Source organism: Micromonospora chokoriensis, from assembly GCF_900091505.1.
In the GTDB taxonomy this organism is placed as follows: Bacteria; Actinomycetota; Actinomycetes; order Mycobacteriales; family Micromonosporaceae; genus Micromonospora; species Micromonospora chokoriensis.
On sequence record NZ_LT607409.1, the window covers coordinates 1763069 to 1777519 of the forward strand.

The window sequence follows — 14451 nt, forward strand, 5'->3', positions numbered from 1 at the left end:
TGCGCTCAGAGTCGACCGTCCGGCGGGCTCACCGACGACGGCACCGCGCTCGGTGCCGGAGGCCGGGCTGGACGCGTCGGCACCGGCGTGGCCGGGTCGGCCTTCTTCCAGGCGCTGACGCCGATCCGGCCGGTGTTGCCGAGGTCGACCGGCCCGTCCGGGTCGACGTCGGCGGCCGGTTGCCCGGCAGCGGGTGTCACGGTCAGGTACCTCCCGTTCGTGGCGACCACTGTCGAATCGGTGACGAGGTTGCGCCAGAGCACCACGGCGGTGGCCCGTTCGGCGGGGGCGAGGGTGACCGGCCGGGGCGGCTGGTCGAAGCCCGAGGTGATCTCCTTGGCGCCGTTGACCACGCGCAGCATGACCGGCTCGCGCTGTTCGTCGAACAGGTGCAGGATCGGGTACCCGTTGAGCTGGTACGGGCGGTCGCCGCAGTTCACCAGCTCAAGGCCGAGGGCGCGTAGGCCCATCGCGGCGTCCGACCCGGTGGACCGGATCTGCACGCCGGAGGCCGGACACACCGCCAGTGGTTCGACGCCGGCCGACGGGGTGGGGCTCCGCACGGCCGGCGGCGGGCCCGTCGGATCTCCGCCCTGGCCGCGATGGTCACCGGGGGTGCAGGCGGTGAGCAGAAGAACCCCCGCGACCGCTGCGCCGGCCCGTCGTCGAGGTGTCGTAAGGCTGGAGATCATCTGTCGATCCTCGCCCATCGAGGTGTCCCGCCACCGCCCGACCCTCGCAGCGCCGGTCGGGCCGTTCCAGGGCGGCGCTTCCGCCAGGCAGCCGGACAGGTGCCATCCACATTATGGGAGCGTGCCCACGGGGCGTTTGCCTGTGTTGTTCGCGCATTGGTGCAGGTCGGTGGCTTGGCAGCCTCCTCGCGCCGCGCGGAGCGCTCGACGCGGAGCGCTCGACAGCGGTACATTCCGACCGGGGACTTTCCCACTAGCAAGGAATTTATAAGCTTCGATACTTTCATGCCTCACATTGAAGAGATCTGTTTCCTTCGATGGAGGTACCCATGAACGTCACTCGGCTCGGCGGGCCGACCCTGTCCCTGTTCCGCATCGTGATCGGTCTGCTGTTCGCGCTGCATGGTCTGACTTCGGTCTTCGGGTTGTTCGGCGGCAACCCCATGACCGGCCAGGCGGTACCGGTCGGCACCTGGCCCGGCTGGTGGGCCGCGCTGATCCAACTGGTCTGCGGCGCCCTGGTGCTGGTCGGGTTGTTCACCCGACCCGCCGCCCTCCTCGCGTCCGGCTCGATGGCGTACGCCTACTTCGTCGTGCACCAGCCGGACCATCTGCTGCCGCTGCAGAACGGGGGCGAACTGTCGGCCCTCTTCTGCTGGTCGTTCCTGCTGGTCGCCGCGCTCGGCGCCGGCCCGTGGGCACTCGACTCACTGCTCTTCCGACGCCGCACCGACGCTCCGCCGTCCTCGGTGGCCGAACCCAGCCCGGTGTCCGTCTGACCGCACCCGTTCCGCGCGTCGCCGGAGCTCCGACGAGGGGTTCCGGCGACGCGCGCCGGGGGAGTGGTCCGGGGAGCGGTCCGTCGGGTGATGCCGTACACGATTCAGCTCCAAAGGATGCGCGGGAGAGGTTGGGCCCCCGCCGGGCGCGGCGGTCGGGCCGGTGGGCGGCAGGGCGGTCAGGCCGGCGGGCGGGAGGTGAGGACCGCGTCCAGGAGACCGGGGTAGAGCTTGTCCACCTCGTCGCGGCGGAGCCGTACCAGGCGGCTGGTGCCGGCGGCGCGGGTGCGGGTCAGGCCCGCCTCGCGCAGCACCTTCAGGTGGTGGCTGCGGGTCGCCTTGGAGATGCCGAAGTCGAAGCTTCCGCAGGCGGCCTCGCCGCCCTCGGCGAGCGCACGGACGATCTGTAGCCGCACGTCGTCGGCGAGTGCGGCCAGCACGGCGGTGACCGGTACGGCGGACAGTTCGGGCTCGTGCGGCTCCATGTGACCAGTGTAACCCTTGTTCGACAATTCTCGAACAAGCTCCTACTGTCGGTGTCGTTAGTTCGACGATACTCGAACATTGGAGCTGTCGATGCGATCCCGCGCCGTCGCATACCCGCTGATCGCCGTCCTCGGCTGGGGGGTGATGTTCCCGGTCCTGGCCAGCGCGTTGAACCGGGTCGACCCGCTCAACCTGACCACCGCCCGTTACCTCCTCGCCGCCGTCGTACTGGTCGCCATCCTGCTGCTCCGCGAGGGTGCCGACGCGCTGCGGCCCGGCACCCGGCTGGTCGAGGTGGTGGTGCTCGGAGTGGTCGGCTTCGCCGGCTTCAACCTGCTCACCAACCTGGCGCTGGAGCACGCCGCCCCGCAACAGGTGTCGCTCTTCGTGGCCACCACCCCGGTGATCACCCAACTGGTCCGTTGGGCCCGGGACGGCGTACGCCCGAGGCCGCTCCTGCTGAGCCTCTCGCTGGTGGCGCTCCTCGGTGTCGGCCTGGTGATCACCCGCGGAAGCCTGGCCGGGCTCGGCCAGTTCGGTCTCGGCGGGCTGATGATGATCGGCGCGGTGCTCGGTTGGGGCATCTACACCCACGGCGCCACCCGCTTCGGCGAGTGGTCGCCACTGCGCTTCACCACCCTGACCGCGCTCGCCGGCACGGCCGCCATGCTCGTGCTGAGCATCGGCGCCGACGCCGTCGGCTGGCAGCACGCGCCCGGCGTCGCCGACCTCGTGGCGGTCACCCCGCAGTTGGCGTACGCGGTGCTGGTCGGCGCGGTGGTCGCGGTCCTGGCCTGGAACACCGGTGTGCAGCGACTCGGTGCGGCCAACGCGGCGCTGTTCATGAACCTGGTCCCGGTGACCACCTTCGTCGTGCAGATCGTCCGCGGCTACCGCCCGGTCGGGATCGAGCTGGCCGGGGCGGCGCTCACCATCGCTGCCCTGGTCGCCGCCAACGTGGTGACCCGCGCACGCACCGCCCCCGCCTACCAGGCGACCGCCGTCGCCGACCCGGTGGCGGTAGTCGACCCGGTCGCGGTGGTGAGTCGTTAGCTAGGCGGGCCGGGTCAGTTCGACGGCGACCAGACCACCGGCGGGGTGGTTGAGCACGACGCGGTAGTCGCCGACCCGGCCCTCCTCCCGCTCGGGCTGCGCAGCCTTGGCGGCGGTGATCCGGCGGTCCAGCCAAGCGTCGAGGCTGTCGCGGTCCGCACCGACAGCGAGAGCCCCGAGGGCGCAGTCGTCGATGAACTGCCGCCCCTCGCCGGTGAGCGGTCGATCGCCCGGACCGCTGGCCCCGCAGTACACGCCGCGCAGCCGCTTCTCCTGGTCGACGAGCAGCGTCACCTGCCGGGTTCCGCTGGCCGCGTCGCCGGCTGCCCCACTGTGCCGGGTGGCGGAGCCGAAGTACGGATTGCTGTAGAGCCGCAGCTTCCACCGCGCTGCCAGCCGCTGCAGCAACGCCTGGGGATCGACACCAGCCATCACGGTGTCGCCGTTGTCGAAGGGTGAGCGAGTGGGCGCCGGGTTGGCCCCGTTCAGGGAAGCGTCGGGCACGGCGGAAGACCCTGCGGGCGCGCTGGTGTCCGGCCCGACCGCGCCGGGAGGGCCCGGGGCGGCGGCGCTCGGTGTGGTCTCAGCCGCGTCCCGCTCCACCTGCGGGTCGTCGGTCTGTCTGGTGACGGCGACCACCACGGCGACGACCAGGGCCGCGACGGCCAGTACGAGGGCCAGCCACCACAGTGGTCGCCGATGTCGGTGCTGCTCGGGAGAGTCGGTCGAAGGCTGGCCGGCGGCCTGGTCGATGGTCATGCGCGTGCCACCATGCTCGATCCCCGTTTCATCCACCCCGCCGAGCCGTCGGGGAATGCCCGATGTCTACCACGAGGCATCGACACACCCAAGTCTGTCGTGCGCACCTCTGTTATGGCTAGCGTGACCGAAGGTCACGTCCTACCTACACGGCTCCGGTCAGCACTCCACCCTCGTCTCCGGCACCACAAAGACCGACCGGACGGTCCTGGTGAGCTGGGACAACTCGATGATGCTGTGTTTCGGCGACGGTTACCGGCAGCCCCTTCGGCTCGTACGCAGCCCTGTACGGCCAGATGGACCTGCACCAGATCGTCTGCTCGATCGACCAGAACTCGGCGAACTGGCAGGACAAGTGGGTGTCGCTGGGTTGGACGTGGCTGTACACCGCCGCGCGTACGGCAGGGCCCCGCGTGTCGGTCGATGGCGGGGCTGGTCGAACTGTTCACCACGCGGGACGCCCGTGGGTGTCCCGCGTGGTGTTGCGTAGACTCGGCGGCACAACTGCATACCTCATCCAGAGGGGCTGAGGGATACGGCCCGACGACGCCCCGGCAACCACCCCGTGCGCTCATCGCTGAGCGACAGGCGGGGCAGGTGCCAATTCCGTCCCCGCCGCACCGTGCGATGCGGGGAAAGATGAGAGGAATCTCGACATGACGTCGACGCTCGTCGCCTCCGGCATCGACACCTCCGCCAGCCCCGCCCGCGCCTTGGTCTGCCGTGCCTGTTCGGCGCGCTACCCGCTCGTGGCCCAGCACGCCTGTTACGAGTGTTTCGGCCCGCTGGAGGTCGACTACGACACCGCCGCCCTGGCGACGGTCACCCGGGAGCAGATCGAGGCCGGGCCGAAGAACATCTGGCGGTACGCCGCACTGCTCCCCGCCGGTCAGGACCCGACCACCCGGGTCACCCTCGACCCGGGGCTGACCCCGTTGGTGGCGGCCCCGCACCTCGCCGCCGAGCTGGGCATCACCGCGCCGCTCTGGGTCAAGGACGACAGCGCCAACCCCACCCACTCCTTCAAGGACCGGGTCGTCTCGGTGGCCCTCACCGCGGCGAGGGCGCTCGGCTTCACCCGGTTCGCCTGCGCGTCGACCGGCAACCTGGCCAACTCGGTGGCCGCACACGGCGCCCGTGCCGGAGTGCCCTCCGTCGTCTTCATCCCCAGCGACCTGGAACAGGGCAAGGTCATCACCACCGCCGTCTACGGCGGCGAGCTGGTCGCGATCGACGGCTCGTACGACGACGTCAACCGGCTCTGCGGCGAACTGGTGGAGACCGACGAGTTCGAGGACACCGCGTTCGTCAACGTCAACGTCCGGCCGTACTACGCGGAGGGCTCCAAGACCCTCGGCTACGAGGTCGCCGAGCAGCTCGGGTGGCGGATCCCCGCGCAGGTGGTCATCCCGATGGCCAGCGGCGAACTGCTCACCAAGATTGACAAGGCGTTCACCGAGCTGGTGGAGATCGGCCTGGTCGAGGCGCCGGCCGGCGGGTGGAAGGTCTTCGGCGCCCAGTCGGCCGGATGCAACCCGATCGCCGTCGCCCTGCACGACGACGCCGACTCGATCACCCCGGTCAAACCCACCGGCATCGCCAAGTCGCTCAACATCGGCGACCCCGCCGCCGGCCTCTACGCGCTGGAGGCGGTCCGCCGCACCGGCGGCTGGATGGAGTACGCCGACGACGACGAGATCCGGGCCGCCATCCGCGATCTGGCCCGCACGACAGGTGTCTTCGCGGAGACCGCCGGCGGTGTGACGGTGGCGGTGCTGCGGAAGCTGGTCGAGTCCGGTCGGCTCGACCCGACCGCGGAGACCGTGGTGTTCAACACCGGCGAGGGCCTGAAGACCATCGACGCGGTGGCCGGTCAGGTCGGGCCGACCCACCGCATCAAGCCCTCGCTGCGGGCGGCCCGCGACGCCGGTCTCCTCGGCTGATCCCGCATCGTCCGGACGGGGCCGGGCGATCCGCCGGGTAACTGGGTTTTCGCTGTGAGTGTGGAAAACCCGCCGCTACGGACTTGACGGCAGGAACCGGACGGCGCAAGATGCTCCGTGCGGGAGGGCATTTCGCCGAAGACTTTTGAAGTTCTTACGACCCAACGCCGGAGGCGTTGTGCGAGTGTCCCTCCCGACCACGTTCGATCGGGCCAGCGAGTAATTCGCTGGCCCGATCGCTTTTCCCGGGTGCACGCTCAGCGGCATGAGCATCACCATCACGTCGTTCGACGGCGCCGACCGGGTGGCTGTCGACGAGGCGTACCGGATCGGGTCGACGGCCAACGACGTCGACCTGCCGGACTTCCCGCCGTTCTGCCGGCGACGCTTCGACGCGCTGATCCACACGCCGATGCCCGGCACCCGTTCGCTCTGGGCGCTCGCCCGACTGGACGGTGTGCCAGCCGGCTACCTCCAACTGGACCTGCCCCAGTTGGACAACACCGAGAACGCCACTGCCGAGCTGGTCGTGCACCCCGACCTGCGTCGGCGGGGCGTCGGGCGGGCGCTGCACGAGTACGCGGCGCGTCTGCTCCGTGAGCACGGGCGCAAGCGGGTCGTCGCGATGGCCGTGTCCGCGCTGCCCGGCGGGCCGGCACGGTCGGCGGCCGGTGACGCCTTCGCCGCCGCCACCGGCGCCAAGTCCGCGTTGGCGGAGGTGCGTCGCCGGCTCGACGTCGGCGGGATCGACCGGGTCGCGTTGCGCGCGGCGCTGGCCGAGGCCCGACCCCGGGCCGAGGGCTACCACTCGGTCTGCTGGCAGGGAACAACCCCGCAGGAGTACGTAGCGGACATCGCCCACCTGGACGGCCGGCTGCTCATGGACGCTCCCATGGACGACGTGCAGTGGGAGCCGGAGCAGGTCGACGCCGACCGCATCCGCGGCAACGAGCGTGCCCTGGACGCCAGGGGGCGGCGGCGCTACCACCTCGGGATGCGACACGAGGCGTCCGGTCGGCTGGTCGCCTGGACCCTGCTGGACGTGGGCGCGTCCGCCGACTGGCACGCGTTCCAGCAGATCACCATCGTCGACCCGGCCCACCGTGGGCACCGGCTCGGCCTGATCGCCAAGGCGGAGAACCTGCACCACCTGCTCACCCACGAGCCGGCGGTCCGCGTGATCGACACGTTCACGCCGCCAGCAACAGCTACATGGTGGCGATCAACGAGCAGCTCGGCTTCCGCCCGGTGGACGCCTGGACCGACTGGCAGCTCACCCTCTGACGGGCATTCGCGCTACTGCTCGCGGTCGGTCCTCAGGCATGATGGCGGGCATGACGGAGACCCCGCATCCCCTGTACGAGAGGCACGCCGACACCCTCAACCGTGCGCTGACCGCGATCACGGAGCGGGGCTACTGGTCCGCCTATCCCGAATCTCCCAGCCCCCGGGTGTACGGCGAGACCGCCGCCGCCGACGGCAAGGCCGCCTTCGAGGCGTACCTCGGTGGTGATTTTCCGCTCGACCAGCCGGGCGCCGGTGTGCGGGTCGCCACCGAGACGAGCCCGTTCGGGGTGGAGTTGGCGGTGCGGTACCCGCACGCCGGTCCCGGCGAGCTGGTGAGCGCCGCCACCGCCGCGCTGCCCGTGTGGCGCGACGCCGGCCCGCAGGCCCGGGTGGGCGTCTGCCTGGAGATCCTCGACCGGCTGCACAAGCACATCTTCGAGCTGGCCAACGCGGTGCAGTTCACCAGCGGGCAGGCGTTCGTGATGGCCTTCCAGGCCGGCGGCGCGCACGCGCTGGATCGTGCCCTGGAAGCGCTGGCGTACGCGTACGCCGAGATGACCCGGCACCCGGGCACCGCCGGTTGGGAGAAGTCCGCCGGCAAGGGCGACCCGCTGCGGATGACCAAGACGTTCCACGTGGTGCCGCGTGGGGTGGCGCTCGTCATCGGCTGCAACACCTTCCCGACCTGGAACTCGTACCCCGGGCTGTTCGCCTCGCTCGTCACCGGCAACCCGGTGATCGTCAAGCCGCACCCGCGCGCGGTGCTGCCGCTGGCCATCACCGTGAGGTACGCCCGGGAGGTGCTCGCCGAGGCCGGCTTCGACCCGAACCTGGTCACGCTGGCGGCCGAGGCCCCCGGCGAGAAGCTCGCCAGCGACCTGGCCCTGCACCAGGCTGTCAAGATCGTCGACTTCACCGGTTCCACCGAGTACGGCGACTGGCTGGAGACGCACGCCCGGCAGGCGTCGGTCTACACCGAGAAGGCCGGTCTGAACACCGTCGTCATCGACTCCACCGACGACTTCGCCGGCATGTGCCGCAACCTCGGTTTCACGCTGACCCTCTACAGCGGTCAGATGTGCACCACCTCGCAGAACATCCTCATCCCGGCGGGTGGCATCGAGACCGACCAGGGGCACAAGAGCTTCGACGAGGTGGCCGGCGGCATCGCCGCAGCGGTCGGCAAGCTCACCGCCGACCCGGCCCGGGGTGTGGAGCTGACCGGCGCCATCGTCAACGACGGGGTGTTGGAGCGGCTGGCCGAGGTCACCAAGGTCGGCGAGCCGGTGTTGGAGTCGCGGGCCGTGGACCACCCGGCGTACGCCGACGCGGTGGTGCGTACCCCGACGATCGTGAAGCTGGCCGCGGACGACACGGAGACGTACGGCCGGGAGTGGTTCGGGCCCATCTCGTTCGCCATCGCGACCGACTCGACGGCGCACAGCCTGGAGCTGCTGCGTCGCACGGTCGGTGAGAAGGGCGCGCTCACCGCCGGGGTCTACTCGACGGACGAGGCGGTGCTGGACGCCACCGAGGCGGTCGCGGTCGAGGTGGGGGTGCACCTGTCCTGCAACCTCACCGGCGGTGTCTTCGTGAACCAGTCGGCGGCGTTCTCCGACTTCCACGGCAGTGGTGCCAACGCGGCGGCCAACGCGGCCCTGACCGACGGCGCGTACGTGGCGAACCGCTTCCGCATCGTCCAGTCCCGACGCCCAGCCTGACGGCCCCCAACGGCCGAAGTGATCAAGAGGTTTGCGTCAGCGCGAGGCGATCCCTGACGCAACCTCTTGATCACCGGACGCTGGCGGGAGGGGGCGGGGGAGGAGGCGGGTTGGGTTAGGCTGCGCGGCGCATTTGGAGCTCCGTCATCGCGGGGATGTTGGGGTGGGGGACCCGTACGCCGGTGTCCTCGAAACCGAGCCGTTGGTAGGCGCGGTAGGCACGGTCGTTGCCCACCACGACCTCCAGCAGCAACTCCGGTCGGCCGCAGGACCGCGACCAGGCGGCCACACCGTCGATCAGCTCACCGAGCAGGCCGCTGCCCCGCCAGGTCGGCGTGACGTAGACGGCGTAGATCACCGTCAGCCCCGCCTCGGTCGGAGCGATGGTGCCGCCGGCGTGCCCGACCAGCCGTCCACGGCCCGGGTCCGCGACGAACTGAGCGTTGTTCGGGCCGGCGGAGGTGTACGCGACCCGGGCGGCGTACTCGGCGTGGGACCGGGCCGCCGCCTCCGCGATCGTCTCCAGGAAGGCCAATGGCGCGTCGGCGAGCATCTCCAGGCGCAGCGCCCGCATCCGGGCGGCATCCATCGGCCGAACCCGGCGGATCTCCGCCTGCCGCAGGCCGGGCGAACCGGTGTCGATGGTCATGTCCGCATGCCTACCACAGGGCCGGATCCGGTTCCGGCCGCGCCACTCCTGCCGCCGGTAGCCCCTGGGCGATCCACCGGATCCACCACCCTGGATCCGGTGGATCGGAAAAGCGGTCCGCCGACGATGATCCAGCCGCATTGAAGTATGCCCGGTTTGTGGTCGTGCGCGGCTGTCACTCCTCGTGTAGCGTGCGATTTCGGTCACCGCTTTCAATGGCCGTCATCGATTGCTGAGGCGGTGCTCCGATGGCGTCCGGCTGTGCCGGGCGCCGGGCAGGCAACGCCGCGCAGAGTGAGGGAAGTGGCACCGTGGCACAGGGTTCCGTGAAGTGGTTCAACGCCGAAAAGGGTTACGGCTTCATCGCCGTCGACGGCGGTCAGGACGTGTTCGTTCACTTCTCCGCGATCGAGATGGACGGCTACAAGGCGTTGGAGGACGGCCAGCGGGTGGAGTTCGAGATCGCGCAGGGCCAGAAGGGTCCGCAGGCGGAGCACGTACGCGTCATCGGCTGAACGTCGCGCGCCGACAACCCCGCGCGTCGGGGCAGCGGCACGGGCGCGTAACCGGGAAGATCGTGAACCGTTCCAGCCGATGCTGAGGAGCGTTCATGACCGACCAGCCACCCTCGTCCACCCCGCCGTCCGGGTCGGGTGAGCCGGGCCCGTCCGACCCGACCCAGAGCCAGCCCGGCCCGGCCGGTCTGCCGCCGGGCGGGGAGCCAGGCGTGCCGCCGGCCGGTCCGCCGCCGGGGTGGGACCCCGCACCGGGTGCCTGGGGTGCGGGCGGTCCGCCGCCGGGTGCGGATCCGGCGCAGGGTGCCTGGGGTGCGGGCGGTCCGCCGCCGGGTGCGGATCCGGCGCAGGGTGCCTGGGGTGCGGGCGGTCCGCCGCCGCAGGGCTGGGTGTTTCCGCCCACCGGGGGCTACCCGCCCGGGGCCGGTCCCTACGGCGGGCAGCAGTGGCATCCGGGGCCGCCGGTCGGGTGGTACCCGCCCGGTTACGGCTTCGACCCGAACGACCCCCTGGTCACCCCGCCCGGTGCCGGCATCGGCGGCTGGTTCAACAGGTGCGGGGAAGCGCTGCGCCGGGGCTGGCGGCAGCTGGTGCCCATCATGCTGCTCACCCAGGTGCTCCCCGCGGCGGTGCTGTCGGTGATCTCTCTCGGGTTGGACCCGTCGGCCAGCTGGGCTGCCGAGGTCGAGACGAGTTCGACAGCGGCGCTGCCGGACAACTTCGTCGCGGAGCTGGCGGGTCTCCTGGCCGTGCTGGTCGGCGGGAGCCTGGTGATCGGCCTGGTGCAGGCCGTCGGATGGGCCGCCGGCAGCTGGGTGATCACCCGGCAGGCCGTCGGTCAGGCGGCCGGCCTCGACTCCGCACTGCGCTACGGCCTCCGTCGGGCGCTCGGGCTGTGGGGCTGGACCCTGCTGATCAGCCTGCTCATCGGCATCGGCATCTGCTTCTGCGTCCTACCGGGCATCTACCTGGCGTTCGCGCTGAGCATGGCCGGCCCGGTCTACCTCTTCGAGCGCCACAACCCGATCGGCCGATCCTTCCGGATGTTCCACGACCGGCTCGGCCTGCTGCTCGGTCGGGTGGCGCTGGTGGCCCTCGCGGTGATCGTCGTCAGCTTCGTCGCCAGCGCCATCGAGGGGGCCGGCACCGCCGCGTTCGGTACGGATCCCTTCGCCTCGGCGGGCACCGCGGTCGGCGCGGTGGTGGTGATCGGAGTCACCGCGGTGCTGGCCCTGCCGGCCCACCTCGCCCAGATGATCGGTCTGCTGCTGACGTACACCGAGCAGCGCGCGCATGAGGCGCCGGTGAACACCGCCGGACTGGCCGCGGAACTCGGCTGAGCGGCCACATCGTGCTTGCACTCGACAGGGGAGAGTGCTAAACAAGTCATTGGCACTCGCATACCGTGAGTGCCAATGGTCGGGACGGTGGGGCCAGGTTGCACCGGCGTGGAGACGCCGGGGCGGCACATGGCCGGTCGTCGCGGGCTATCCGGCCCGGCCGAAGGACGTCGTCGTCGCCAGGTGGCGACGTCCCAAGGTGCGTACACCAGGCGGCCCATCCGGGGCAGACATCTCGGGTGGCCCGTGAGTGTCCAGGAGGACAACGCCGTATGGCCAAGATGATCGCGTTCGACGAAGAGGCGCGCCGCGGCCTCGAGCGGGGCATGAACCAGCTCGCCGACGCCGTGAAGGTGACCCTCGGCCCCAAGGGCCGCAACGTCGTGCTCGAGAAGAAGTGGGGTGCCCCCACCATCACCAACGATGGTGTGAGCATCGCCAAGGAGATCGAGCTCGAGGACCCGTACGAGAAGATCGGCGCTGAGCTGGTCAAGGAGGTCGCCAAGAAGACCGACGACGTTGCCGGTGACGGCACGACGACGGCGACCGTCCTGGCCCAGGCCCTGGTTCGCGAGGGCCTGCGCAACGTGGCCGCCGGCGCCAACCCGATGGCCCTGAAGCGGGGCATCGAGACCGCGGTCGCGAGCGTCTCGGAGGAGCTGTCCAAGCTCGCCAAGGACGTCGAGACCAAGGAGCAGATCGCCTCCACCGCCTCCATCTCCGCCGGCGACAGCACCGTCGGCGAGATCATCGCCGAGGCGATGGACAAGGTCGGCAAGGAAGGCGTCATCACCGTCGAGGAGAGCAACACCTTCGGGCTGGAGCTGGAGCTCACCGAGGGTATGCGCTTCGACAAGGGCTACATCTCGGCCTACTTCATGACCGACCCGGAGCGTATGGAGGCCGTCTTCGACGACCCGTACATCCTGATCGCCAACAGTAAGATCTCATCGGTGAAGGACCTGCTCCCGATCCTGGAGAAGGTCATGCAGTCGGGCAAGCCGCTGCTGATCATCGCCGAGGACCTGGAGGGCGAGGCTCTCGCCACCCTGGTGGTCAACAAGGTCCGTGGCACCTTCAAGTCGGTCGCCGTCAAGGCGCCGGGCTTCGGTGACCGCCGCAAGGCCATGCTGACCGACATCGCCATCCTCGCCGGTGGCCAGGTCATCAGCGAGGAGGTCGGCCTCAAGCTCGACGCCGCCAGCCTCGACATGCTGGGCCGCGCCCGCAAGGTCGTGGTGACCAAGGACGAGACCACCATCGTCGACGGTGCCGGTGACGCCGAGCAGATCCAGGGCCGGGTCAACCAGATCCGGGCCGAGATCGACAAGAGCGACTCCGACTACGACCGCGAGAAGCTGCAGGAGCGGCTGGCCAAGCTGGCCGGCGGCGTCGCGGTCATCAAGGTCGGCGCGGCCACCGAGGTCGAGCTCAAGGAGCGCAAGCACCGCATCGAGGACGCCGTTCGCAACGCGAAGGCCGCCGTCGAGGAGGGCATCGTCCCGGGTGGTGGCGTCGCGCTGGTCCAGGCCGGCAAGACCGCCTTCGACAAGCTCGACCTGGTCGGCGACGAGGCGACCGGTGCGAACATCGTCAAGGTCGCGCTGGACGCCCCGCTGCGGCAGATCGCCGTCAACGCCGGCCTCGAGGGCGGCGTCGTGGTGGAGAAGGTCCGTAACCTCGAGTCGGGTCACGGCCTCAACGCCGCCAACGGCGAGTACGTGGACCTGCTGGCCGCGGGCATCATCGACCCGGCCAAGGTGACGCGCTCCGCGCTGCAGAACGCCGCTTCCATCGCGGCGCTGTTCCTCACCACCGAGGCCGTCGTCGCGGACAAGCCGGAGAAGACCCCGGCTGCCCCGGCTGGCCCGGGTGGCGGGGACATGGACTTCTGAGTCCAGTTCCGACACACCGAACGGGGCGGGCCGCTGACGCGGTCCGCCCCGTTCGTCGTCAGGTCGGTAGTGGGCGCTGGTTGCGCTGTTTCCGCGTCCGGTCGTACGGCGGAAGCAGTTGGATCGGAGCGTCCACCATCTCGCGCGGCTCCTCGACCACCGGCGGCTCCCCGTCGGTGGTCATCTCGGCGAGTTGCTCGGCATCGCCGTAGTCGAGCCGGTCGAACGGCAGTTGGCCGGGGAGCTCGCCGACCGGTTTCCAGGTGATCGGCGGGCCGTCCTCGGTCTGGTCGTCATCCGTGGTCATGGCTGCCTCCTCTACCGAAACGGTAGGGGGCGTCGATGGCCCGACGCGGGCGAATGGATCCATGTCCCCTTTGACGTGTTTATTCCGTCAACGTCCGTCGGTACAGGAAGAAGACCCGCTCGATCCAGGCGCCCGCGCTGCCCGAGTAGAACGGCACCGGGCCCACCCAGCCGATCTGCGCCCGATCCAGCCCGGCTGCCTGCTGATCCCGGAGGCAACGCCGCAGCAGCACCCCACCGATGCCCGAGCCCTCGGCGGCCGGCGCGGTGCCCATCGGCCCGAACCAGCTCGGCCGCGACGACCCGTACGCGGCGAAGCCGAGCACCTCGCCATCGCGTTCCGCCAGGTGGCAGCCGGCGCCGGCACGACCCACCGACCCGGTCAACTCGCCGTCCCACGTGCCGCCGAAGGTGGACCGGGCGAACGCGGTGAGCGCCGGCAGGTCCCTCGGCTCCGCCCGGCGTACGGTCACGCCCTGGTCGGCCAGCCGACGCTCGGCCGCCTCGGTGGACCGCAGTGCCGGCGACCCGTCGTACGACAGGTCGGCGGTCATGTTCCAGGCGGTCCGGTCCTGCTGGTAGCCCAGCGCGAGGGCGGCACACACCGCCGGCGTGTAGCGGACGTCGATGCCCGGCCACGCGTAGTACGGCGGGTTCCCGGCCAGCAGCACCTCGGTCATCCCGTGCTCGGCGAGCACCTGCTCGGCCCGGCGCAGCAGCGAACGGCCGACACCCTGGCGGCGCTGCTGCGGGAGGACCGCGGCCAGGTCGACGTGCCCGACGCCCGGATCGGTCGACGACTCCGAGCAGATCAACGCCCCGACCAGGTCCGCGCCCCGGTACGCGCCCAGCACCACCACCCGCCGGTCGCGGGCGGCCCGAGGCCAGAGCACGTCCACGACGGGGGCCGCCTCGGCGGCGTCCTCGGGCAGGTCCAGAGCCTGCTCGCAGAGCCGTACCACGGCGGGGATCAGATCGGCGCTCAGCTCGGTGACGGTGATCTCGGCGTCCATGGTCGCCGACCCT

13 protein-coding genes, 1 pseudogene and 1 riboswitch are annotated in these 14451 nt (G+C 70.8%); of the genes and pseudogenes, 8 read left to right on the forward strand and 6 right to left on the reverse strand.

All coding sequences use genetic code 11. From position 1 onward, the window contains the following. Positions 1–5: 5 nt before the first annotated feature. Positions 6–692 (reverse strand): DUF4232 domain-containing protein, encoded by a 687-nt coding sequence (locus GA0070612_RS08285; RefSeq protein WP_231924508.1) that lies wholly within the window; start codon positions 690–692, stop codon positions 6–8. Between the two features lie 329 nt (positions 693–1021). On the opposite strand from GA0070612_RS08285, the gene GA0070612_RS08290 reads away from it, so the two are divergent. Beyond that, positions 1022–1471, forward strand: coding sequence for a DoxX family protein (locus GA0070612_RS08290; protein WP_088987381.1), 450 nt, complete (start codon positions 1022–1024; stop codon positions 1469–1471). Positions 1472–1650: 179 nt separating this feature from the next. Here the strand turns inward: GA0070612_RS08290 and GA0070612_RS08295 are convergent, their stop codons facing one another. Beyond that, complete coding sequence (locus GA0070612_RS08295) at positions 1651–1956, reverse strand: ArsR/SmtB family transcription factor (protein WP_088987382.1); 306 nt, start codon at positions 1954–1956, stop codon at positions 1651–1653. Positions 1957–2047: 91 nt separating this feature from the next. On the opposite strand from GA0070612_RS08295, the gene GA0070612_RS08300 reads away from it, so the two are divergent. Continuing rightward, the gene (locus GA0070612_RS08300) at positions 2048–3010 is read left to right on the forward strand and encodes a DMT family transporter (protein ID WP_088987383.1); all 963 of its coding nucleotides are present in this window, start codon (positions 2048–2050) and stop codon (positions 3008–3010) included. Here GA0070612_RS08300 and GA0070612_RS08305 read toward each other — a convergent pair whose 3' ends face one another. Further along, positions 3011–3769, reverse strand: a complete 759-nt coding sequence (locus GA0070612_RS08305; protein ID WP_088987384.1) for a hypothetical protein — start codon at positions 3767–3769, stop codon at positions 3011–3013. 510 nt (positions 3770–4279) lie between these two features. Then, a riboswitch (SAM riboswitch) is annotated at positions 4280–4415 on the forward strand. 10 nt (positions 4416–4425) lie between these two features. Between GA0070612_RS08305 and thrC the strand changes: the two genes are divergently transcribed. The 3 genes and pseudogenes from thrC (at position 4426) to paaN (ending at position 8720) form a co-directional block, all read left to right on the forward strand. Then, positions 4426–5712 (forward strand): threonine synthase, encoded by a 1287-nt coding sequence (gene thrC / locus GA0070612_RS08310; protein WP_088987385.1) that lies wholly within the window; start codon positions 4426–4428, stop codon positions 5710–5712. A 265-nt stretch (positions 5713–5977) separates the two neighbouring features. Beyond that, positions 5978–6996 (forward strand): annotated as a pseudogene (locus GA0070612_RS08315) (GNAT family N-acetyltransferase). A 50-nt stretch (positions 6997–7046) separates the two neighbouring features. Beyond that, positions 7047–8720 carry a phenylacetic acid degradation protein PaaN gene (gene paaN / locus GA0070612_RS08320; RefSeq protein ID WP_197699336.1) on the forward strand — a complete coding sequence of 558 codons (1674 nt, stop codon included), beginning with the start codon at positions 7047–7049 and terminating at the stop codon, positions 8718–8720. A 115-nt stretch (positions 8721–8835) separates the two neighbouring features. On the opposite strand, the gene GA0070612_RS08325 is transcribed toward paaN, so the two are convergent. Next, positions 8836–9369 (reverse strand): GNAT family N-acetyltransferase, encoded by a 534-nt coding sequence (locus GA0070612_RS08325; RefSeq protein WP_088987387.1) that lies wholly within the window; start codon positions 9367–9369, stop codon positions 8836–8838. A gap of 311 nt (positions 9370–9680) precedes the next feature. Between GA0070612_RS08325 and GA0070612_RS08330 the strand changes: the two genes are divergently transcribed. The 3 genes from GA0070612_RS08330 (at position 9681) to groL (ending at position 13119) form a co-directional block, all read left to right on the forward strand. Further along, positions 9681–9884: a cold-shock protein gene (locus GA0070612_RS08330; RefSeq protein WP_088991357.1), complete on the forward strand. Its 204-nt coding sequence runs from the start codon at positions 9681–9683 to the stop codon at positions 9882–9884. Positions 9885–9979: 95 nt separating this feature from the next. After that, positions 9980–11224, forward strand: a complete 1245-nt coding sequence (locus GA0070612_RS08335; RefSeq protein WP_088987388.1) for a hypothetical protein — start codon at positions 9980–9982, stop codon at positions 11222–11224. Between the two features lie 272 nt (positions 11225–11496). Beyond that, positions 11497–13119 (forward strand): chaperonin GroEL, encoded by a 1623-nt coding sequence (groL, locus tag GA0070612_RS08340; protein ID WP_088987389.1) that lies wholly within the window; start codon positions 11497–11499, stop codon positions 13117–13119. Positions 13120–13177: 58 nt separating this feature from the next. Here the strand turns inward: groL and GA0070612_RS08345 are convergent, their stop codons facing one another. Both GA0070612_RS08345 and GA0070612_RS08350 read right to left on the reverse strand, forming a co-directional pair. Next, positions 13178–13426, reverse strand: coding sequence for a hypothetical protein (locus GA0070612_RS08345; RefSeq protein WP_088987390.1), 249 nt, complete (start codon positions 13424–13426; stop codon positions 13178–13180). Positions 13427–13505: 79 nt separating this feature from the next. Continuing rightward, a complete protein-coding gene (locus tag GA0070612_RS08350; RefSeq protein ID WP_088987391.1) occupies positions 13506–14438 on the reverse strand; it encodes a GNAT family N-acetyltransferase in 933 nt (310 codons plus the stop codon). Positions 14439–14451: the final 13 nt, after the last annotated feature.